Origin of the sequence: Streptomyces sp. NPDC059787, assembly GCF_042732315.1 — a bacterium.
Taxonomy (GTDB): domain Bacteria; phylum Actinomycetota; class Actinomycetes; order Streptomycetales; family Streptomycetaceae; genus Streptomyces; species Streptomyces atrovirens.
Map to the genome: position 1 here is coordinate 23704 of NZ_JBHWHX010000042.1, position 20713 is coordinate 44416.

Genomic DNA, 20713 nt, shown 5'->3' on the forward strand with positions numbered 1-20713 from the left:
ACTTCACCGGAACGAGTGAACGGGCGATGGAACGCGGGCTCATGGCCCGGCCGTTCATCACTCGTACCCGCACAGTCGTACGCGCTCCGAGGGAGGAGGAAGCCGCGTGACCAACATCCCCGAGACCGGCCGCAGCCCACGGGTCCAGATCCGGCTCGTCGTCATCCAGGTCCTCGTCCTCTCCCTCCTCGGCACCCTCGGCGGGCGCCTGTGGTACCTCCAGATCCGCGAGGGCGACCAGTACGCCAAGGAGGCCTCCGGCAACCACGTCCAGCAGGTCGTCCAGCCCGCGGTCCGCGGCTCCATCCTGGACGCCCGCGGAGTGCCCCTCGCCGACAACGAGACCCGCCTGGTCGTCTCCGCCTCCCGCACCGACCTGCTGAAGATGAAGGACGACGGCAAGGCGGTCCTCGCCAAACTCGCCGGCGTCCTCGGCATGGACGCCGAGGAGGTCCAGCAGAAGGTCCGTCTCTGCGACGCCGAGACCCCCCAGCCCTGCTGGAACGGCTCGCCGTACCAGCCCATCCCCATCACCGACGAGGCCACCGCCAAACAGGCCCTGCAGATCCGCGAGCGCGCCGAGGACTTCCCCGGCATCACCGCCGAACCGCAGGCCCTGCGCCGCTACCCGAGCCCCGGCAAGGCCAACACCGCCCAGGTCCTCGGCTACCTCTCACCCGTCACCGACGAGGAGATCACCAAGGCCCAGGACACCAGCTCGCCCTACCTGCGCTCCGACATGGTCGGCCGCTCCGGCCTGGAGCGCCAGTACGACAAGCAGCTGCGCGGCAAGGCCGGCGTCACCCGCTACGAGGTCGACAACCTCGGCCGCGTCATCGGCGAGGCCGAGGCCGACCCCGCCCAGCCCGGCGCCAACCTCGTCACCAGCATCGACTCCCGCGTCCAGCGCATCGCCGAGTACGAGCTGAACGAGGCGATGAAGGAAGCCCGCAAGCAGCACGACCGCAACACCAACCGCAACTACGAGGCCGACTCCGGCGCCGTCGTCGTCATGGAGGCCAAGACCGGCCGCGTCGTCGCCATGGCCTCCAACCCGACCTACGACCCCAACGCCTGGGTCGGCGGCATCTCCGCCAAGGACTACGCGAACCTCACCGGCAAGAAGTCCAACTACCCGCTGCTCAACCGCGCCATCCAGGGCCAGTCGGCACCCGGCTCCATCTTCAAGGTCATCCCGACGGCCGCCGCCATACAGGCCGGCTACTCCTTCGAAGGCCCCTACAACTGCTCCAGCTCGTACTCCATCGGCGGACAGGTCTTCAAGAACTTCGAGTCCCAGAACCACGGCCCGATCAGCCTCGGCCGCGCCCTGGAGGTGTCCTGCGACACCGTCTTCTACGCCCTCTCCCACCAGGAGTGGAAGCGCGACGGCGGCAACAAGCCGAAGAAGAACGCCAACGACTGGTTCTACAAGACCGCCCACCAGTTCGGCCTCGGCGAGGAGACCGGCATCGACCTGCCCAACGAGGTCACCGGCCGCGTCCCCGACCGCCAGTGGAAGCTGGACTACTGGACGGCCAACAAGGACGCCTGGTGCAAGTACGGCAAGAAGGACGGCACCTACGCCGAGAAGATCGCCTACGAGAACTGCCTCGAAGGCAACCGGCTGCGCGCGGGTGACTCCGTCAACTACTCCATCGGCCAGGGCGACACCCTCGTCACCCCCATCCAGATGGCCACCATCTACGCGGCCATCTCCAACGGCGGCACCCTCTACGACCCCACCGTCGGCAAGGCCGTCATCAGCCCCGACGGCAAGACCGTCACGGAGATCGAGCCCAAGGCGCACGGCAAGCTGCCGACGTCGAAGAAGACGCTCGCCCAGATAGACGAAGCCCTCGAAGGAGTCGCCACCCGCGGTACGGCCGCGTGGCGATTCGGGGGCTGGCCACAGGACGAGATCCCGATGCACGCCAAGACCGGTACCGCCGAGGTCTACGGCAAGCAGACCACCTCGTGGTTCGCCACGTACACCAAGGACTACTCGATCGTCATGACGATCTCCCAGGGCGGTACCGGCTCCGGCGCCTCGGGCCCCGCCGTGCGCAACATCTACAACGCCCTGTACGGCGTCTCCGAGGACGGCGAGATCGACAAGAAGAAGGCGCTGCTGTCCACGCCGCAGAAGAACCTCCCGAAGGTCCGCACGGACGGCACGATCACCTCCCCGAAGATCTCCAAGGACCCCGCCAAGGACCGGTCGACCCCCTCGCCCGACGCACAGGCCACCACCCCGCAGGACGACGGCCCCGCCGACCCGCAGCAGGCGGGCACGGTCCCCTCACCGGAGATCGGCAACCGCCAGACCCGCCGCCACCGGCGACGACGCGGCGGCACCGGCACCGGAAAGGGACTCCGGAGGGCAGCGTCATGACCGGCGGAGTCAACAGCTTCCAGGTCTCCGGATACGGACCGGAGCGGGCCGGCTGGACACGGGTCTTCGCCCGTGACTCCCTGGCCCGGCGCCTCGACTGGCCGATACTGTTCTCGGCGCTCGCCCTGTCCCTGCTGGGCTCGCTCCTGGTCTACTCGGCCACCCGCAACCGCACCGAACTCAACCAGGGCGACCCCTACTACTTCCTGGTCCGGCACTGGCTCAACACCGGCATCGGGGTGGCCCTGATGATCGGCGCCCTCTGGCTCGGCCACCGCGCCCTGCGCACGGCCGTGCCCCTGCTGTACGGCGCCTCCGTCTTCCTGATCCTGCTCGTACTCACCCCGCTGGGCTCCACCATCAACGGCGCCCACTCCTGGATCAAGCTCCCCGGCGGCTTCTCCCTCCAGCCCTCCGAGTTCGTGAAGATCACGATCATCCTGGGCATGGCGATGCTGCTCGCCGCCCGCGTCGACGCCGGCGACAAGCCGTACCCCGATCACCGCACGGTCCTCCAGGCCCTCGGGCTGGCCGTCGTCCCCATGCTGATCGTGATGCTCATGCCCGACCTCGGGTCGGTCATGGTCATGGTCATCATCGTGCTCGGTGTGCTGCTCGCCTCCGGCGCCTCCAACCGCTGGATCTTCGGCCTGCTCGGCGCCGGAGCGACCGGCGCGGTCACCGTCTGGCAGCTCGGCATCCTCGACGAGTACCAGATCAACCGCTTCGCCGCCTTCGCCAACCCCGAGCTCGACCCCGCCGGCGTCGGCTACAACACCAACCAGGCCCGCATCGCCATCGGCTCCGGCGGACTGACCGGCTCCGGCCTCTTCCAGGGCTCCCAGACCACCGGCCAGTTCGTGCCCGAGCAGCAGACCGACTTCGTCTTCACCGTCGCCGGTGAGGAACTCGGTTTCGTCGGCGGCGCACTGATCATCGGCCTGCTCGGCATCATCCTCTGGCGCGCCTGCCGCATCGCCCGCGACACCACCGACCTGTACGGCACGATCGTCGCCGCCGGCATCGTCGCCTGGTTCGCCTTCCAGGCCTTCGAGAACATCGGCATGACCCTCGGCATCATGCCCGTCACCGGCCTCCCCCTGCCGTTCGTCTCCTACGGCGGCTCCTCCATGTTCGCCGTCTGGCTGGCCGTGGGCCTGCTGCAGTCCATCCGGATACAACGGCCGATGTCCGCGTGAACCGTCGCGGGTGCGGAGCGGTGGTCCACTGCCGCTCCGCACCCACGACTAGATTCACCCACGGCGGATAGATTCGCCTCATGGCGGACACCAAGCGCGAGATCGAGCGAAAGTACGAGTCCGACGACAGCGGACTGCCCGACCTGACCCGCGTCCCCGGCGTGGCGACCGTCCTCGACAAGGGCGTCACCCACCTCGACGCCACCTACCACGACACCGCCGACGAACGCCTCGCCGCGTCCTCCGTCACCCTGCGCCGCCGCACCGGCGGCTCCGACGCCGGCTGGCACCTGAAGTTCCCCGTCGCCCCCGGAGTGCGCGACGAGATCCGCGCCCCGCTCTCCGACACCCTCCCGGACGAGCTCGCCGCCCTCGTCCGCTCCCGCGTCCGCGACAGCGCACTGCTGCCCGTCGTCCGGCTGCGCTCCGACCGCGACGTACGCCACCTCGTCGACGCCGACGGCCGGCTGCTCGCCGAGGTCAGCGTCGACACCGTCCGCGCCGAACGCCTCACCGGCACCGGCGGCACCGCCCGGTGGACCGAGATCGAGGTCGAACTCGCCGACGACGGCGACCCCGCCTTCCTCGACAAGGTGGAGAAACGCCTGCGCAAGGCCGGCGTACGCCCCTCGGCCTCGGCCTCGAAACTGGCCCGGGCACTGGCCGACACGGCACCGGACAACACCACGACCGCGGCGACCGCACGCACACCCGCCACGGCGCCCGAGGCCGCCCCGAAGCGGAAACACAGGCCACGGCCGGCCGGGAAACCCGTCACCACCAAAGACCACGTCCTCGCCTACGTCCGCGCCCAGCGCGACGCCCTCGTCGAGCTCGACCCCGCCGTACGCCAGGACGTCCCCGACTCCGTGCACCGTATGAGAGTCGCCACCCGCCGTCTGCGCAGCACCTTCCGCTCCTTCCGCGGCGTCCTCGACCGCGAGGTGACCGACCCCGTCGGTGACGACCTGAAGTGGCTGGCCGCCGAGCTGGGCCTGGACCGCGACCAGGAGGTGCTCGCCGAACGCCTCCGGTCGTCCCTCGCCGACCTGTCCGACACCCTCGTAGCCGGCCCCGTCGGCCACCGGCTCACCAACTGGGCCGAGGCCCGTCACGCCGGAGCCCACGGCCGCCTCACCGGCATCCTCGACTCCCGCCGGTACCTCACCCTCCTCGACACCCTGGACGCCCTGCTCGCCGACCCGCCCCTGCGCAAGAAGGCCGGAACCAAGCCGGAGAAGGCCCTCCCCAAGGCCGTACGCAAGGACCTCGACAAGCTGACCGGCCTCGTCACCCGCGCCCTGGACCTCCCGCCCGGCACCGACCGCGACGTCGCCCTGCACGAGGCCCGCAAGAAGACCAAGCGCACCCGCTACGCCGCCGAGGCCGCCGCCCCCGCACTCGGTGAACCGGCGAACGACCTCGTCAAGGCCATGAAGTCGCTCCAGGGCCTGCTCGGCGACCACCAGGACAGCGTCATGGCCCGCCAGACCCTCCGCGAGCTCGCCGCCGTCGCCCACGCGGCGGGCGAGAGCACCTTCACCTACGGCATCCTCCACGCCCGCGAGGAACACCGTGCGGAGCGCGCCGAGGCCGCCCTCCCCGAAGCCTGGAAGTCCATCACCGAGGACCTCCGGCCCTGGACGACGTAGGGAGTACCCCTCCGGCCGCGTTACGCTGAATGGTCACCCCACTCAGCACACAAAGGTTCGCGAGATGCCTGCCGAAGCCGCCGAGTCTGTGTTCCCGCAGCTCGAAGCTCTGCTCCCGCATGTGCAGAAGCCGATCCAGTACGTCGGCGGAGAGCTCAACTCCACGGTCAAGCCGTGGGAGAGCTGCGACGTCCGCTGGGCGCTCATGTACCCCGACGCCTACGAGGTCGGACTGCCCAACCAGGGCGTCATGATCCTCTACGAGGTCCTCAACGAACAGGACGGCGTCCTCGCCGAGCGCACCTACAGCGTCTGGCCGGACCTGGAAGCGCTGATGCGGGAGCACCGCGTCCCGCAGTTCACGGTCGACAGCCACCGCCCGGTGAAGGCCTTCGACGTGTTCGGCCTGAGCTTCTCCACCGAGCTCGGCTACACCAACATGCTCACCGCCCTGGACCTGGCCGGCATCCCCCTGGAGGCCAAGGACCGCGGCCTCGACGACCCGATCGTCATGGCCGGCGGCCACGCCGCCTTCAACCCCGAGCCGATCGCCGACTTCATCGACTGCGCGGTCATCGGCGACGGCGAGCAGGCCGTCCTGGAGGTCACGCGGATCGTCCGCGCCTGGAAGGAGGAGGGCCGCCCCGGCGGCCGCGAGGAACTCCTCTTCCGCCTGGCGAAGACCGGCGGGGTGTACGTCCCCGGCTTCTACGACGTCGAGTACCTCCCCGACGGCCGTATCGCCCGCGTCGTACCGAACAAGTCGGGCGTCCCGTGGCGCGTCTCCAAGCACACGGTGATGGACCTCGACGAGTGGCCCTACCCCAAGCAGCCCCTCGTCCCGCTCGCCGAGACCGTCCACGAGCGCATGTCGGTGGAGATCTTCCGCGGCTGCACCCGCGGCTGCCGCTTCTGCCAGGCCGGCATGATCACCCGCCCGGTCCGCGAGCGCTCGATCACCGGCATCGGCGAGATGGTCGACAAGGGCCTGAAGGCGACGGGCTTCGAGGAGGTCGGCCTCCTGTCCCTCTCCTCCGCGGACCACTCGGAGATCGGCGACATCGCCAAGGGCCTCGCCGACCGCTACGAGGAGGACAAGGTCGGCCTGTCGCTCCCCTCCACCCGTGTCGACGCCTTCAACATCGACCTGGCGAACGAGCTGACCCGCAACGGCCGCCGTTCGGGCCTCACCTTCGCCCCCGAGGGCGGCTCGGAGCGCATCCGCAAGGTCATCAACAAGATGGTCTCCGAGGACGACCTGATCCGCACGGTCGCGACGGCCTACGGCAACGGCTGGCGTCAGGTGAAGCTGTACTTCATGTGCGGCCTGCCCACCGAGACCGACGACGACGTCCTCCAGATCGCCGACATGGCCACCCGTGTGATCGCCAAGGGCCGCGAGGTCTCCGGCTCCAACGACATCCGCTGCACCGTCTCCATCGGCGGCTTCGTCCCCAAGCCGCACACCCCCTTCCAGTGGGCCCCGCAGCTCTCCGCCGAGCAGACGGACGAGCGCCTCGCCAAGCTCCGCGACAAGATCCGCGGCGACAAGAAGTACGGCCGCTCGATCGGCTTCCGCTACCACGACGGCAAGCCCGGCATCGTCGAGGGCCTGCTCTCGCGCGGCGACCGCCGTATCGGCGCGGTCATCCGCGCGGTCTACGAGGACGGCGGCCGCTTCGACGGCTGGCGCGAGCACTTCTCGTACGACCGCTGGATGGACTGCGCCGACAAGTCCCTCGCGCAGTTCGGCGTGGACGTCGACTGGTACACCACCCGCGAGCGCACCTACGAGGAGGTCCTCCCCTGGGACCACCTCGACTCCGGCCTCGACAAGGACTGGCTCTGGGAGGACTGGCAGGACGCCCTCGACGAGACGGAGGTCGAGGACTGCCGCTGGACCCCGTGCTTCGACTGCGGCGTGTGTCCTCAGTTCGACACATGGCCACAACTGAGCGAGAGCGGCAAGAAGCTGCTGCCGCTGACGGTCAAGAAGTCGGCTCCGAACAGCTGAAACGGGGGAGCGGGGGATGGCTGAGTCACTGCGGCGCATCGCTGAGGCTGTGGCGGACGCCACAGAGGACGAGGTGGCCGTGGTGCTCGGTTCCCTCGGCTCCCCGAAGGCACGGCAGGCTGCCCGGGACGCTCCACGGACGCCCCTGCCGGCCTCTGGCGGACACGTGAGCATCCAGTCAGAGGTGGAGTGGGTCTAACCGCCGTGTGAGAGCCTGGGCGCCATGGGGGACGCGTCGGCTGATCCGGCCATCAGGAGCTTTCTGGCACCGATGCAGGTCGGTGATCGCTGCAGTGGCACGGTGGCGGCCGTCACCCGGTCTGAGGTGACCGTGGCCCTGGACGGGTTTGCCGCTCGTCCACTCGGGGTGGTGGGGCCGCTGGATGTCTCCTGGCAACGACGTATGACGGATGCTGCTGTGGTCGGACAGCGGATCACCGCCGAGGTGCTCGCGGTGGACTTGGAGGAGGGCCGAGTACGGCTGTCGATGGCGGCCACCGAGAACCCGGAACTCTGGGCGTTCCTCAAGCAGCTCCGCTTCGGTCAACGCCTGACCGGCACGGTGGCGGCGATCGAGTCGTTCGGCGTGTTCGTGGCGCTGGAGGAGGGCCCCGATCACCCGGTCCATCCCGGCGTCGGCTTCATCACGTATCCCGAGCTGTCCTGGCGTCGCTTCGAGGCGGCATCCGAGGTTGTTGCGATCGGACAGCGTGTGTACTGCGAGTTCTTGCAGTTCGACACATGGGAAGGAGAGGCCCGGCTGTCCTTGCGGGCTACTCAGCCGGACCCCTTCCTGGGGTTCGCCGAACGCATTGCGGTGGGTCGGAGACTGAGCGGTCGGGTGACCAAGGTGCTTCCGTTCGGTGTCTTCGTTCAGGTCGCGGATGGAGTCGAGGGCCTCGTGCGGCTGCCTGAGCTGAGTGCTGTGCCCGTGGAGAATTCAGAGGGCGTCGTCCGAATCGGTGACGAGCTGATGGTCATTGTCACGGACGTTGATCGAGACCGGCGCCGGCTGTCCCTTTCTCGGCAACAGGCCTGAGCAGTTGCGGTACAGGCCATGTCCCAGTTCGGCACATGGCCGCAAACGGGCTCGTGGGGCAAGAAGTCCATGACCGGCTGAAACGTGGCCAGGCGTGAGTGAGGCGTTGCGGCGCATCGTGGAGGCGCAGGGAGCCGTGCGGGAGGCGCCGGGCCCCTCTGCCGCCTCCTGGACCCTCCCCGACCGTCCATGCTGAGGTGGAGTGGGTGTGAGACGGGACTGGCAGTCCGCGCGGCTCTGAGCGCTGGGCGGTGGTTCCTTCATTCCCGCAAACCCACACTTTCGGGGAATTGGCGCAATGCGTTTGCTTGGTGATCCTTTTCGTGTCCGAAACGCCCCCTGAAAGGGATCCCATGCGTAAGTTCCTGCCCGTCGCGGTCGTGGCGGCTGCTGTTGTGGCCATCACTCTGCCCGTCGGCCCGGCGGTCTCCGCACCGTCGGCGCGGTTGTCGGCCGCAGCGTTCTGCGAGACTGACCACTTCTGCCTCTTCGAGTACTCCGACGGCTCCGGCCGCCGGGGCAGTTACACGAAGGGGACGGACGACGTGAAGCGGCAGAACATTCCCGCCGTCCGTTCCGCCTGGAACCGGACCAATGAGTACTGGTGCGTGTGGAGTCGGGACGAATACATGGGAACCAAGGTGATCGTCCAGCCCAACGAGGGGCTCAAGAGGTTCGGTGGTGCCTTCCGCTCCGCCTTGCCATCGAGCGCTGCCCGCTGCTGAGGTGGATATGACCCATGTGCCGTGAGGCAGACACCGCCTCACGGCAACGGACACGGCCCAAGGCAGTCGGCGTTCGACGGGTGGCCCGACACAGTGCCGACATGACTCGCGCTGGCTTGACTGAGGCGCGCGACGCGAGGAAGGCACGGGACACTGCACTCATCCCTTGCTGACTGCTGTCCGTACCCTGGTCGAAACAGGCTGGGACTACGTGTACAAGAAGCTCTCCATCATGCCGTCGATACCGGGACCCTGGCGCTGCGGAGGCTCCGCGAAGTTGGGTTCCCACGCCCCGGGGTGCTGTCTTCGGAGCCACTGCCACTTCGGATGGGACAACCGGCGATACCATCCGCCGGTACGACACCGCGACGAACCCGGCGAACACCTCCTCGTCCGTTGCTGTAACCACCGGACAGCCGTCTGCGCCCTCTGCTCCCGGCTCCACGTGGGCGACACTTTCCACCTCGTCCGAGTGGGGCCTGATCGATGGCAAGAATGCCCCCGCCACAGTCCGCAACCGTCCTCGCTCTTCGTCACTTTGACCGCGCCGTCCTGCGGGTCCGTGTACCGGAGTGGGGAACACCGCTGCCCTCTTGCCGCGCGGGCGGCACGCGCACGCCTCCAAGCTGTGGACCGCTCCGCCATCGGCGTCTGCCGTCGCCTGACTTCCTCCGCCGGCCTCATACATTCCCGCTTCACCCACCACGCTCGGCTGTCCTTCGCGAGGACTGATCGAAAGTGGGATCGTGATCGTGGATGAGTACGGCACGGAAGAACCGTTCGACGCCACTACATGGTTCGAGTGAGACGTGAAGCCGCCTCCCCATGTGACGGGAAGGCGGCTTCGTCCTTGTGCGGCCTGGGTTCAGGAGGCTTGCGCGAAGTCGTCTTCGCGGATCACGAGCCGTTCGCGTACGTCCTTCGGGATCAGCAAGCGGAGGTGCACCTTCGGCGCCCGGACCTTCGGCACCTTCGTACGGGTGACCTCGCAGCGGATGCCGACTCGGTACAGGTCTGCGGACATGGCCTCCATGCCGCCTTCCTGCCAGTGCTCACGGAAGGTCTTGCCGCCGTGGACGTTGACCCACCGGTCCCTCGCCGTCTCGGGGGCGATGGACTCCAACTCCCCGATGAGCTTGTCGAGCGTTGCCTCTGCCTGCTCCTTCGTGAACCGGGTCTTCGTGTACCGGCCTCCAGGTTCGAGCTCCTTCATGTACAGCGCGATGGAGTCCTGCAGCCGCTTGATCTCCTTTCGTGCCTCGGCGCCCTCTGCGTACTGGCGTACCTGCACGGGGAAGTCTCCGAGGACCTTGAGCACGTCCTCCACCAGGCGCTCGTAGATCCGCTCGGGGGCGGGTGCCCCGAGTCCGCCGCTCTTGCAGTTGCGGCATCGCAGATACTGGTAAGTCCCGTACGTGTTGTTCGTGATCTGAACCGTCATGTTCGTCTTGCAGTCGGCGCACAGGAGAACGCCGAGGAACTGGGTCGCTCCACCGACACGGCGGGGAGGCTGGTTCTTCTTGCGCTTGTCCAGAGCGGCGCCGAGGGCCTCGAACTCCTCCTCGGTGAAGATGGGGGAAGCGACCTTGATCGGCCTGCCGTCCTTGCCGAGGACCGGCTTCGAACGTCGCTGTCCTCCGTTCTTGTCCTTTTCTACGCGGTAACCGAGGAGTGCCGGGTTGCGGAGACGGCGGAGGAGCGTCGCCACGGTGAGCCCTTGGCTCATGAGGCCGGACCGCTTCAGGCAGCGCACCATGAAACGGGCGGAGCGTCCCCGAAGCGCCATGCGCCGAGCCCAGTGCAGTGCCTTGTACGCCTCGGGATCGATGGCGAGAACGACCTTCCCCGTGTCGTCCTCGTCCGTGACGTAGCCGTACGCCGGCTTCCCGACAAGCCAGTCCTCCTGAGACTTCGCGTAGTCCCACAGACTTGTGACGCGTGTGGAGGTGTTGGCCGCTTCGATCTCGGCGATGCCACCGATGATCGTGACCATGATCTTTCCGGCGGTCGTCGTGAGGTCGAGGCTGTCGTTCTTCGAGACCAGGTTCTTCCCGCGCTTCAGGCTCCACTCGATCATCGTCGAGAGATCGGAGAGGCGACGTGCGAAGCGATCGAGCTTCCAGAACAGGATCTCGTCGAACTCGGGGGAGCGGTTGTTCAACCAGTCCCCGAGCTCCTTCCGCTTCCACGGCGGAACCTTCGTCGCGGACACGTTCAGATCCGAGGCGACGCCGATGACTCGGCAACCTCGCTCCCTGGCCAGGATGCGGAGATCAAGCTCCTGTCGCACTGGTGACGTCGTGTCGTCCGTCAGCACCGACAGGCGGATCGACAGGAGTGCCCGAGGAGCGTCCTCGGGGAGCAGGGCCTCGGCCCGCTTCAGCTCCTCCAACAGCGCGAAATCGGCTGCGGTCCACTCGGCTTCCACGTTGTAGGCCGCTCGGTCTGCCGCGAGCCGAAGCTGTCCTCGTTTCCTCATGGTGACCAGCGTAGGCACGGTTTTAAGCGGTTTTCCATGTGTTCGTAGATAGACACCTCCATCCAGATCGGCCCGACCGGGAAGAAGTTGCTGCCGCTCACGGTCAAGAACTCCGCGCCGGCGCCGAGCGGTCACGTCCACTGATGTGAGCGGGGCCTCGAGCGGGTGATCGGGAAGCCCTGTTCCGGGCCGCCCGGTCACGGACTTCCGTCATCTGCTTCAGTCGGCGCCCCTGGTGGTGACGACCAAGCAGCTGACGTACCCTCCATGCTGTTCCCATTCTTCCTGCTTCGGCCACATATACCAGTAGTGTCCGGCCCGTTCCGCCTCGGAGACCCATCGCCCGGGGGCGGTGTCGTAGGCGGTGCCGCAGGCGGCGGCGGCTTTCTGCCGGGCGGCCGTGCTGCCCGGGTAGGGGCCCGTGCCGAGTGTTCTCCGGGCAAAGACCCTGCCGTCGTGCGCGCCCGAGCACGGCACGTCCACGACGGTGTCCACGAGCCGTCGGCCCGTGCTGAAGTCGACGCAGCCACCGGGCTTCACCGAGTCGACGGAACGGACCGCATCGCGGGCCGGGAGAACGGGTCCGTCGGGTTTCGCGGCGGGCTTCGGCACACCGTGTCCGGAGAGGCGGAGGTCGATGGTCAGGGAGGTCATGTCCTCGAACGCGCTGTCCTTCTTCCCCAGGGTCGTCGAGAGGTCGGCTCGCACGTGTGTGACGCGTCCCCGGTCGTCCACGGAGACGGTCGTCGGCAGTGGGGCGCTTTGGGGGAAGGGGAGGGACAGTTCGCGCCTGAGGTCCTCGGGGAGCAGTTGCCCGGCGGTGCTGGTGGGCATGTCCGCCTCGTAGGTGTGCCGGGAGCCGTCGGTCCGCCGGGATGTCGCCTCCGTGGCACCGAGTGCTTCGAGGAGGGTGCCGCCCACCGGTCCTTCGGATCCGCGCAGGTGGTCGATGCCGAGGGGCGGACGGGTGTCGCCCGTCGTGTACTGGAGCCAGTACGCCGCCGACTCGGCGCGGTAGTGGATGTGTTGGGGGTCGACGAGGACGCGTGCCGAGGGGTCGGCGTTGCCCTTGCCCGGGGTGGCGCCCAGGAGCGTGTCCTTCGTTTCCCGGGGGAGTCCCTTCGACAGGTGCCACTCCGTGGTCGCCTCGCCCGTTCCCTTCGCGAAGTCCATCCGCCCGCTGACGGTCTGCACCGCCCGGCCCTTCTTCGATGCGAAGGTCAGGGTCTGGACGAAGTCGGCACCGTCCGCCTTCTGCGTCTGGCGCAGGGCGAGGTGGACCTGGAGGCCGAGTTTCTGGTCGAGGACGGGGTGCTCGGCGGGGGTGTCCTGGCCGCCGGAGCAGGCGGTCAGGAGCAGGGACGCGAGGGTGAGCACCGCACCTGTGCGGGCGAGGTGTCTGATCATGTCCGTAAGACCCGGCCGGGGCGCGGAGGGTTGCCTCCGTGCGGCTCATGGTTCGACCACCCTCGACGGGACGGAGGGGACCGTCACCGAGGGCGTCGTCGTTCCCCGCCCGCCCGAGACGGTCGGGCTGCGCGAGGAGTACGGGCTTCTCCGCGAGCGCGTCCTGGAGAAGCCCGGTCGGCACGACGCGGCCCCCGCCGTCGGCGGAGGCCGCTGAGAGGTCCCCTCTGCCGGCGGCGGTGTATCGGGCCACCGACAGCGGGGGGCTTGCGGGGTGTGCTGTCAGGGGTGCCGGGTGGACGGCGTGTCACGCCGGTAGGAGTGGGCCGCGGCCCGGAAACGTTCCTGTTTGCCGGGATCGGTGAGCGGTGCGGGATGGTCCATGGCGGACCGCAGCCGGTGACGGGGGACGGCCCGGCGGGGCGGCCGGGTCAGGGTGATCTGGCGGACGAGTTGCTGGAAGCAGGCCAGGGCGGCCACGCCCGGGAGCGCCGCGGCGGCTGTGTCGGTGATCGTCCGGGGGGCCTGGGCCACGCAGAGCATCACCGCGACGGTCGAGAAGAGCAGGACGACGAACCACGAGTGCAGGGCGCGCCGTCGGTGCAGTGCCGCGCGGAGGATGGACAACGACCCCGCCAGCCAGGGGCCGTAGACCAGCACGGGCCACCAGGCCGAGGAACTGCCGCTGCTGTGGGCCGTGGTGACGAGGAGCAGGGGTTCGTAGGTGACGACGCCGCTGAAGACGCTCACCATCGACACGGTGACCGCTGCCAGGGCGGCGATGGCGTAGCTGGCGAGGCGCAGTGCGTCGGGGCGTCTGCGCGGGGGTTTGCGGTGGCCGCGCGGTGACGCGCGCAGGGGCGGGAGTTCCGCCGTGATCTCCTGCAGGTTGCCCATGGGGCTGCCGGCCGGGGGATCGGTGACCGGGGTCTCCTCGCGGGGCCCCGGCATGGTGATGCCGGAGGATTCCTCACCGCGGGCTTCCTGGAGCAGATAGGCGAGTTCCTCGGCCGGGTCCCAGGGGGGTACGTGCGATTCCATGGGCGGTGCGTAGACGAGAGGGTCGTAGCGTTCGTCATTCATGTCAGCCGGCCTCGCCGATCCAGCGGTCGGCGAGCTCCGATTCCCACGAATTCCCCCCGTCGAGCCTGATGAGCCCGGACATGCGTGCCTTCGTCATATAGCGACTAACGGTGGCTGTTTCGCTTGGATGCGTGGCGAATGAGTGAACGGCCGTAGGGAAAATCGCTTTACATAAGTCGCGGAATTCTTATGTCCGATCGGCGTTCAGCATATGAGGTAAACAACATCATGAGGGTGGGATCCGGGCGGGCCGCGCCTGCGTCTCCGTAGGTATGGATCTCGAGAAGCCGGCCCGGCCGCCGGCCGCCGCGCCCGCGGGTGAGGGGTGTCTCGTCGTGGCGATCCGCATCCCCGTGCGGATCGTGGCGCTGGTGCTGGTCGTGCCGGTGCGGATGGCGTGGGACGCGCTGGTCGTCGCCGGACGGTTCCTGAACGACACGCTGCTGCGGCCTCTCGGGCGGGCACTGCTGTGGGTGGGACGGGCGGTGTTCGTGTGGCCGTTCGTGGGGCTGTGGCGGTATGTCCTCGTGCCGTCCGGCAAGGGGCTGGCGTGGCTCGGGAAGGTGCTGCTGGTCCTTCCGGCCATCGCGTTCTACCGCCATGTGCTGACTCCCCTCGGTCATGGGGCCGCATGGCTGTACGCGCGCGTGCTGACACCGATCGGCGCCGGGGCGTGGGCGGCTGCGGTGTGGCTGGGTCGACACCTCGTCGTCGTGCCCGTGCTGTGGCTGGGGCGACACCTCGTCGTCGTGCCCGCGCTGTGGCTGTACCGGTGGGTTCTGGCGCCGGTGGGGCGGGCGGTCGCCTGGTGCGGCAGGGGGCTGGTGTGGCTGGGGGCGACGGTCGTGACCGGGATCGGTGCGGGGCTGTACTGGATCACCCGGATCCTGCTGGTGCTGCCCGCGCTCGCGGTGTGGCGGTGGGTGCTGGTGCCCGTCGGGCGTGTGCTCGCGGTCGTCGCGCGGGAGGTCGGGGACGCCCTCGGTCATGCCTGGCGGGTCGCCGGGCACCTCTCGCTCGCCGTGGGGCGGTTCCTCGGGAGGCTCTTCCGGTGGGTGTTCGTGGAGCCGGTGCGGTGGGTGTACCGGAGTGTGCTGACACCGGTGGGGCACGTGGTGCGCGACACGGTGCTGCGGCCCGTCGGGGACGCCGCCCGCGCGGTGGGCCGGGCCACCGGGCAGGCCCTCGCCGCCGCCCGCGCGTCGGTACGGCAGGCCCTCGCCGCCGCCCGCGCGTCGGTACGGCAGGCACGCGCCGACTTCCGCCGGATGCTGCTCGGCGAACCGGCCGCTGAACCGGTCGGTCAGCCGAAGAAACCGCAGCTCGCACACCGGCGGGAACCTACCGGCCCGGAGACACGTACTCTTGGTAGCAGTACGACCGCTCTCACGAAGGACTGAACAACACTGGGCAAGCGACAGCCCGAAGGCCCGCCGCCCGCACCCGCGGTGCAGCGCATCCGACTGCGCTACACCAAGCGCGGCCGCCTCCGGTTCACCAGCCACCGTGACTTCCAGCGCGCCTTCGAGCGTGCGCTGCGCCGTGCCGAGGTGCCGATGGCGTACTCGGCGGGGTTCACACCGCACCCGAAGGTGTCGTACGCCAATGCCGCACCCACCGGCACGGGCAGTGAGGCGGAGTATCTGGAGATCGCGCTCACCGAGACGCGTGACCCGGAGCGGCTCCGGGCGCTCCTCGACGAGTCGATGCCCGCCGGGCTCGACATCGTCGAGGCGGTCGAGGCCCGCACCTCGGGTCTCGCCGACCGGCTGACGGCTTCCGTGTGGGAGCTGCGGCTGGACGGCGTCGGCCCCGAGGACGCCCGCCACGCGGTGGACGTCTTCAACGCGGCCGGGACCGTCGAGGTCCAGCGCCGGACCAAGAACGGCGTCCGTACCTTCGACGCCCGCTCGGCGGTCGTGGGTCTGGAGAGCGCGGAAACGCACTTGTCGCAGCCCGACGCAGACGTCGGCTCCACCGGAGCGGCCGGCGCCGCGCTCCTTACTGGGCCGACCGACCGGCCCTGTGCGATACTGCGGCTGGTTGTTCGGCACGTGACGCCTGCCGTACGACCCGACGACGTCCTGTCCGGTCTCCGCGCCGTGGCCGACCTGGCGCCGCCGGTCCCCGCAGCGGTGACCAGGCTGGCGCAGGGGCTGCTCGATGAAGAGACCGGCACGGTGACCGACCCGCTCGCGCCCGACCGCGAGGCAGCAGCGACCGAGCCGCAACCGGCCGGCGCCACTGCCGCCGCGACGGCGCCGGCGTAAGGAAGGTCCCGCGAAGGGACGGACGTCGTAAGCGCCGCCCTCGAACTCGGGAGCCACCTGAGTCGGGCAGCGCACCGACCAGAAGACTTTCGCCAGGCCGTACGCATTCGGCGTACGGAACCGGCGAGACAGGACACAGAGTGCTCCCGTGCGGCGCCCGCGCCCCGGACGGCGGCGATCGCGCACCGCGCGAGCCGCGGACGTCACCGGCATCGCCGGACCAGGTGCGGCGCCCGGGAGCCTGACGGGAGAAACGCCCGCATGCTCGAACCGATCGAGCCCACCGAGGGCTCCGAACCGAACACCCCCAGCGACACCCTGCCGCCGAGGCGGCGGCGCCGTGCCGCGTCCCGCCCGGCGGGCCCGCCCGCCGGGGCGGCCGACACGACGGCCGAGACCGTCGCGCCGGCCATACCGGCCGCGGAGGCCCCCGAGCCCGACGAGCTCGTGGAGCAGGAGGGCGCCGAGGCCGAGGCGGAGAAGGAGGCCGAGCCCGTCGAGGCACCGGCCGCCGCGCCCCGGCGTCGTCGTGTGGTCCGCCGCGCGGCCGCACCGGCCGGGGCACCCGAGTCGGCGGAGGCCGCCGAGACCGTCGTACCGGCGGCGCCCGCCGCGCCCGAGACCGCTCCGGCCCCCGAGCAGCCCGCCGTCGCCGAGGACGCGGCCCCGCGCCGTACCCGGCGCCGTGCGACCCGCAGCGTGACCTCGCCGACGGCGACCACCGAAACCCCGGAGACCGCACCCGCGGCCCCGGAGACCGCCCCTGCGGCCCCGGAGACCACCCCCGAGGCCGGGGAAGCCGCGGCTGAGGACGCCGCTCCGCGCCGTTCCCGGCGTCGGGCCACGCGCAGCGTGACCTCCCCGGAGGCGTCCACCGAGACCGCCGAGGCCACCACCGGGACCCCCGAGGCCGGGGAAGCCGCGACGGAGGACGCCGCTCCGCGCCGTTCCCGGCGTCGCGCCACGCGGCGCGCCGACGCGCCCGCCGCCGAGGAGACCCCAGTGACCGAGGCCGCCCAGGCTCCCGAGCCCGCCCAGGCTCCCGAGCCCGCCCAGGCCCCCGAGCCCGCCCAGGCCCCCGAGCCCGTCGCCGACGAGGCCGCTCCGCGGCGCCGGCGCCGGGTGGTCCGTAAGGCCGCCGCCGGTTTCGCCGAGCCCGCCGGGTCCGGCGAGGCGGAGACCCCGTCGCGGCGCCCCGCGCGTCCGGCCGTCGCCGTGTTCCAGCCGCCGGTGTTCACCGAGCCCCGCTTCCAGACCCCGGAGCGGGCCGCCGCCGAAGCGGCCGCCGAGGTCGCCGAACCGGTGGCGGAGCCGGAGGAGCGGACCGAGGAGCCTGCCGAGGAGCAGCCCGCCGCCTCCCGCCGCCGTCGCCGGCGCCGGGGCGAGGAGCCCGAGGCCGCTCCCGTGACCCCCGCCGAGGACGAGGCGGAGGAGGACGAGGAGCAGGCCGAGGACCACGCCGAGGCCGACGACCAGGACGACAGCGAGGCCGCCGGTTCGCGCCGGCGTCGTCGCCGCGGCGGCCGTCGCCGCCGGCGGGGTGACTCCGCAGAGACCGACATCGAGGGCGGCGAGCCCGCGGACGTCTCCGTCGAGCAGGCCGCCCAGGACGCCGAGGACACCGCCGAGCAGGACGAGGAGGACGCCGAGGAGGCGGCCGAGCAGGCCGAGGACCGCGAGGACTCCGGGTCCAGCAGCAGCCGGCGCCGCCGTCGCCGTCGTCGCCGCGCCGGTGACGGCGGCGGTGAGGCCGAGGCGACCGCCGACGACCCCGAGCGCACCGTCGTCAAGGTCCGCGAGCCGCGTCCGAAGGCCGAGCCGTCGGACGAGGTGCAGTCCATCAAGGGCTCCACGCGTCTGGAGGCGAAGAAGCAGCGCCGCCGCGAGGGCCGTGAGCAGGGCCGCCGCCGGGTGCCGATCATCACCGAGGCCGAGTTCCTGGCCCGCCGTGAGGCCGTCGAGCGCGTGATGGTGGTGCGCCAGCACGGCGACCGTACGCAGATCGGCGTCCTGGAGGACGACGTGCTCGTCGAGCACTACGTCAACAAGGAGCAGGCGACCTCGTACGTCGGCAACGTCTACCTCGGCAAGGTGCAGAACGTGCTGCCGTCGATGGAGGCCGCCTTCATCGACATCGGCAAGGGCCGCAACGCCGTGCTGTACGCCGGTGAGGTCAACTTCGAGGCGCTCGGCATGGGCCACGGCCCGCGCCGCATCGAGTCCGCGCTGAAGTCCGGCCAGTCGGTCCTGGTGCAGGTCACCAAGGACCCGATCGGGCACAAGGGCGCCCGCCTCACCAGCCAGGTCTCCCTCCCGGGCCGCTACCTCGTGTACGTCCCCGAGGGCTCGATGACCGGCATCAGCCGCAAGCTGCCCGACACCGAGCGGGCCCGGCTGAAGACCATCCTCAAGAAGGTCGTCCCCGAGGACGCGGGCGTCATCGTGCGCACCGCCGCCGAGGGCGCGAGCGAGGACGAGCTGCGCCGGGACGTCGAGCGGCTGCAGGCGCAGTGGGAGGAGATCAAGAAGAAGTCCAAGAACGGCGCGGGCAGCGCGCCGACGCTGCTCTACGGCGAGCCGGACATGACCGTCCGGGTCGTGCGGGACATCTTCAACGAGGACTTCACCAAGGTCGTCGTCAGCGGTGACGACGCCTGGGAGACCATCCACGGGTACGTGTCGCACGTGGCGCCGGACCTGGCCGGGCGGCTGTCCAGGTGGACCAGCGAGGTCGACGTCTTCGCCACGTACCGGATCGACGAGCAGCTCGCCAAGGCGCTGGACCGCAAGGTGTGGCTGCCCAGCGGCGGCTCGCTGGTGATCGACCGGACCGAGGCGATGGTCGTCGTCGACGTCAACACCGGCAAGTTCACCGGCCAGGGCGGCAACCTGGAGGAGACGGTCACCAGGAACAACCTGGAGGCGGCCGAGGAGATCGTGCGCCAGCTGCGGCTGCGCGACCTCGGCGGCATCATCGTGATCGACTTCATCGACATGGTGCTGGAGTCCAACCGGGACCTGGTGCTGCGCCGTCTGCTGGAGTGCCTGGGCCGCGACCGTACGAAGCACCAGGTCGCCGAGGTGACCTCGCTGGGCCTGGTTCAGATGACCCGCAAGCGGGTCGGCCAGGGCCTGCTGGAGTCGTTCTCGGAGACCTGCGTCCACTGCAACGGGCGCGGTGTCATCGTGCACCTGGACCAGCCCGCCGCCGGTGGCGGCGGCAAGCGCCGGAAGCGGGCGCGGGCCGGTGCGGCGGACCAGCCGCACGAGCACGAGGCGGTCGCGGGCGTGGAGACGGCCGAGCAGGAGGCGGAGACGGAGACGGCGGCCGAGGTCGCCGCCGAGGCCGCCGAGCCGGTCGCGCTCCCCGCTCCGGAGTTCGTGCCGGACGAGGAGCTGTACAGCAGCGCCGCCGAGGCGGAGGCCGCGGCCACCCGTGGGCGCACGCGCCGCCGGGCGAGCCGGCGGGTGTCGGCCCCGGCGGGCGCGCCGAAGCGGGAGACCGCCAAGGCCCGGGCCGGCCGGCACAGGGGCGAGGAGAGCGAGAGGGCCGAGGCCGAGGTCCCGACGGCGCAGGATGTGACGGCCGCCGAGGAGGCCGCGCGTCCGGTGCGGCCGGAGCCGGCCGCCGAGGCGCTGGCCGAGCCCGCGGCCGTCGAGGACGCGGTGGTCCCCGAGCCGGCCGAGCCGGCCGCCGAGGAGGCCGCGCCCAAGGGCCGTACGCGGCGCCGGGCCACCCGCAAGGTGTCCGCGCCGGCCGGTTCCCCGGCGGGAGCGGAGGCCACGGTGGTGACGGTCGCGGAGCCCGCGGCCCCGGTCGCCGAGGCGCCCGCGCCGAAGCCCGAGGAGGTCCCGTCCGAGGCACCCGCCGAGACACCCGCCGAGACCGGGGCCCCGGCCCGCCCGCGTCGCCGCGCGGTGCGCAAGCCGAGCACGTCGACCGCGTCCGAGGAGACGGCCGTCGTGGTCGTCCCGTCGACGGCGACGGAGACGGAGACGGTGGCGGAGGCGGCGCCTGCCGAGGCGCCCGTCGAGGAAGCCGAGGCCGCCCCGGCCAAGAAGACCGCCCGCACGGCGGCCAAGAAGGCCACGGCGAAGAAGGCCGCCACGAAGAAGACGGCGGCCAAGAAGACCGCCGCCAAGAAGACGACGGCCAAGAAGGCGGCGGCGAAGACCACCAAGTCGGCCGCCACCAAGACGACCACCGCCAAGACGACCGCGAAGAAGGCGGCGTCGAAGAAGACCGCGGCGGCGGCCCAGCAGCCGTCGTCGTCGGTGACCGCCTCGACGGAGGACTGATCTCCGGATCGTTCGGTGATCGTGATCCGCCCCCGGTTCCAGCCGGGGGCGGATCATTTTTTGCCATTGGGTGGCTACTTGAGGTTCGAATGCGTGAATGGCCGGTGAATCGTTGTTCCTGGCGCGTGGTTATGATGTGCCGACAGATTGA

The 20713-nt window shown here is 70.4% G+C and carries 14 protein-coding genes; 11 read left to right on the forward strand and 3 right to left on the reverse strand.

Features of this window, described 5'->3' with window-relative positions:
* Positions 1-106 precede the first annotated feature (106 nt).
* The 7 genes from mrdA to ACFV5H_RS30015 all read left to right on the forward strand — a co-directional run bounded on the left by mrdA (position 107) and on the right by ACFV5H_RS30015 (position 9784).
* Positions 107-2395: a penicillin-binding protein 2 gene (gene mrdA / locus ACFV5H_RS29985; protein ID WP_385198093.1), complete on the forward strand. Its 2289-nt coding sequence runs from the start codon at positions 107-109 to the stop codon at positions 2393-2395.
* Positions 2392-3594: a rod shape-determining protein RodA gene (rodA, locus tag ACFV5H_RS29990; RefSeq protein WP_385051765.1), complete on the forward strand. Its 1203-nt coding sequence runs from the start codon at positions 2392-2394 to the stop codon at positions 3592-3594. The genes mrdA and rodA overlap by 4 nt, the downstream gene beginning before the upstream one ends.
* Positions 3595-3674: 80 nt before the next feature.
* The gene (locus ACFV5H_RS29995; protein WP_385051767.1) at positions 3675-5246 is read left to right on the forward strand and encodes a CHAD domain-containing protein; all 1572 of its coding nucleotides are present in this window, start codon (positions 3675-3677) and stop codon (positions 5244-5246) included.
* A gap of 64 nt (positions 5247-5310) precedes the next feature.
* Positions 5311-7260: a TIGR03960 family B12-binding radical SAM protein gene (locus ACFV5H_RS30000; protein ID WP_385198095.1), complete on the forward strand. Its 1950-nt coding sequence runs from the start codon at positions 5311-5313 to the stop codon at positions 7258-7260.
* Positions 7261-7483: 223 nt separating this feature from the next.
* Positions 7484-8299 carry a S1 RNA-binding domain-containing protein gene (locus ACFV5H_RS30005; RefSeq protein ID WP_385198097.1) on the forward strand — a complete coding sequence of 272 codons (816 nt, stop codon included), beginning with the start codon at positions 7484-7486 and terminating at the stop codon, positions 8297-8299.
* Between the two features lie 311 nt (positions 8300-8610).
* On the forward strand, positions 8611-9024 hold the full coding sequence (locus ACFV5H_RS30010) for a peptidase inhibitor family I36 protein (protein WP_385198098.1): 414 nt from the start codon (positions 8611-8613) through the stop codon (positions 9022-9024).
* Positions 9025-9256: 232 nt separating this feature from the next.
* The gene (locus ACFV5H_RS30015) at positions 9257-9784 is read left to right on the forward strand and encodes a replication initiator (protein WP_385198113.1); all 528 of its coding nucleotides are present in this window, start codon (positions 9257-9259) and stop codon (positions 9782-9784) included.
* A gap of 105 nt (positions 9785-9889) precedes the next feature.
* Here ACFV5H_RS30015 and ACFV5H_RS30020 read toward each other — a convergent pair whose 3' ends face one another.
* On the reverse strand, positions 9890-11452 hold the full coding sequence (locus ACFV5H_RS30020; RefSeq protein WP_385198115.1) for a recombinase family protein: 1563 nt from the start codon (positions 11450-11452) through the stop codon (positions 9890-9892).
* Between the two features lie 270 nt (positions 11453-11722).
* A complete protein-coding gene (locus tag ACFV5H_RS30025; RefSeq protein ID WP_385198100.1) occupies positions 11723-12910 on the reverse strand; it encodes a hypothetical protein in 1188 nt (395 codons plus the stop codon).
* Here ACFV5H_RS30025 and ACFV5H_RS30030 point away from each other — a divergent pair.
* Positions 12909-13127, forward strand: a complete 219-nt coding sequence (locus tag ACFV5H_RS30030; RefSeq protein WP_385198101.1) for a hypothetical protein — start codon at positions 12909-12911, stop codon at positions 13125-13127. The genes ACFV5H_RS30025 and ACFV5H_RS30030 overlap by 2 nt on opposite strands.
* Before the next feature lie 65 nt (positions 13128-13192).
* Here the strand turns inward: ACFV5H_RS30030 and ACFV5H_RS30035 are convergent, their stop codons facing one another.
* Entirely contained in the window at positions 13193-13993 is an 801-nt protein-coding gene (locus ACFV5H_RS30035) for a DUF2637 domain-containing protein (protein WP_385051773.1), read from the reverse strand.
* Positions 13994-14265: 272 nt separating this feature from the next.
* Between ACFV5H_RS30035 and ACFV5H_RS30040 the strand changes: the two genes are divergently transcribed.
* The 3 genes from ACFV5H_RS30040 to ACFV5H_RS30050 all read left to right on the forward strand — a co-directional run bounded on the left by ACFV5H_RS30040 (position 14266) and on the right by ACFV5H_RS30050 (position 20562).
* Positions 14266-15393: a hypothetical protein gene (locus tag ACFV5H_RS30040; RefSeq protein WP_385198103.1), complete on the forward strand. Its 1128-nt coding sequence runs from the start codon at positions 14266-14268 to the stop codon at positions 15391-15393.
* A gap of 48 nt (positions 15394-15441) precedes the next feature.
* A complete protein-coding gene (locus tag ACFV5H_RS30045; RefSeq protein WP_385051777.1) occupies positions 15442-16263 on the forward strand; it encodes a TIGR03936 family radical SAM-associated protein in 822 nt (273 codons plus the stop codon).
* A gap of 261 nt (positions 16264-16524) precedes the next feature.
* Positions 16525-20562: an Rne/Rng family ribonuclease gene (locus tag ACFV5H_RS30050; protein WP_385198104.1), complete on the forward strand. Its 4038-nt coding sequence runs from the start codon at positions 16525-16527 to the stop codon at positions 20560-20562.
* The last annotated feature ends 151 nt before the right edge of the window (positions 20563-20713 follow it).

What these genes read in the sequence shown, in the direction of transcription:
- ACFV5H_RS30025 (WP_385198100.1), bottom strand. Translation starts at nt 12,910, where the DNA reads ATGATCAGACACCTCGCCCGCACAGGTGCGGTGCTCACCCTCGCGTCC.
- ACFV5H_RS30050 (WP_385198104.1), top strand. Translation starts at nt 16,525, where the DNA reads ATGCTCGAACCGATCGAGCCCACCGAGGGCTCCGAACCGAACACCCCC.
- rodA (WP_385051765.1), top strand. Translation starts at nt 2,392, where the DNA reads ATGACCGGCGGAGTCAACAGCTTCCAGGTCTCCGGATACGGACCGGAG.
- ACFV5H_RS30030 (WP_385198101.1), top strand. Translation starts at nt 12,909, where the DNA reads ATGTCCGTAAGACCCGGCCGGGGCGCGGAGGGTTGCCTCCGTGCGGCT.
- ACFV5H_RS30000 (WP_385198095.1), top strand. Translation starts at nt 5,311, where the DNA reads ATGCCTGCCGAAGCCGCCGAGTCTGTGTTCCCGCAGCTCGAAGCTCTG.
- ACFV5H_RS30005 (WP_385198097.1), top strand. Translation starts at nt 7,484, where the DNA reads ATGGGGGACGCGTCGGCTGATCCGGCCATCAGGAGCTTTCTGGCACCG.
- ACFV5H_RS30015 (WP_385198113.1), top strand. Translation starts at nt 9,257, where the DNA reads ATGCCGTCGATACCGGGACCCTGGCGCTGCGGAGGCTCCGCGAAGTTG.
- ACFV5H_RS30040 (WP_385198103.1), top strand. Translation starts at nt 14,266, where the DNA reads ATGGATCTCGAGAAGCCGGCCCGGCCGCCGGCCGCCGCGCCCGCGGGT.
- ACFV5H_RS29995 (WP_385051767.1), top strand. Translation starts at nt 3,675, where the DNA reads ATGGCGGACACCAAGCGCGAGATCGAGCGAAAGTACGAGTCCGACGAC.
- ACFV5H_RS30035 (WP_385051773.1), bottom strand. Translation starts at nt 13,993, where the DNA reads ATGAATGACGAACGCTACGACCCTCTCGTCTACGCACCGCCCATGGAA.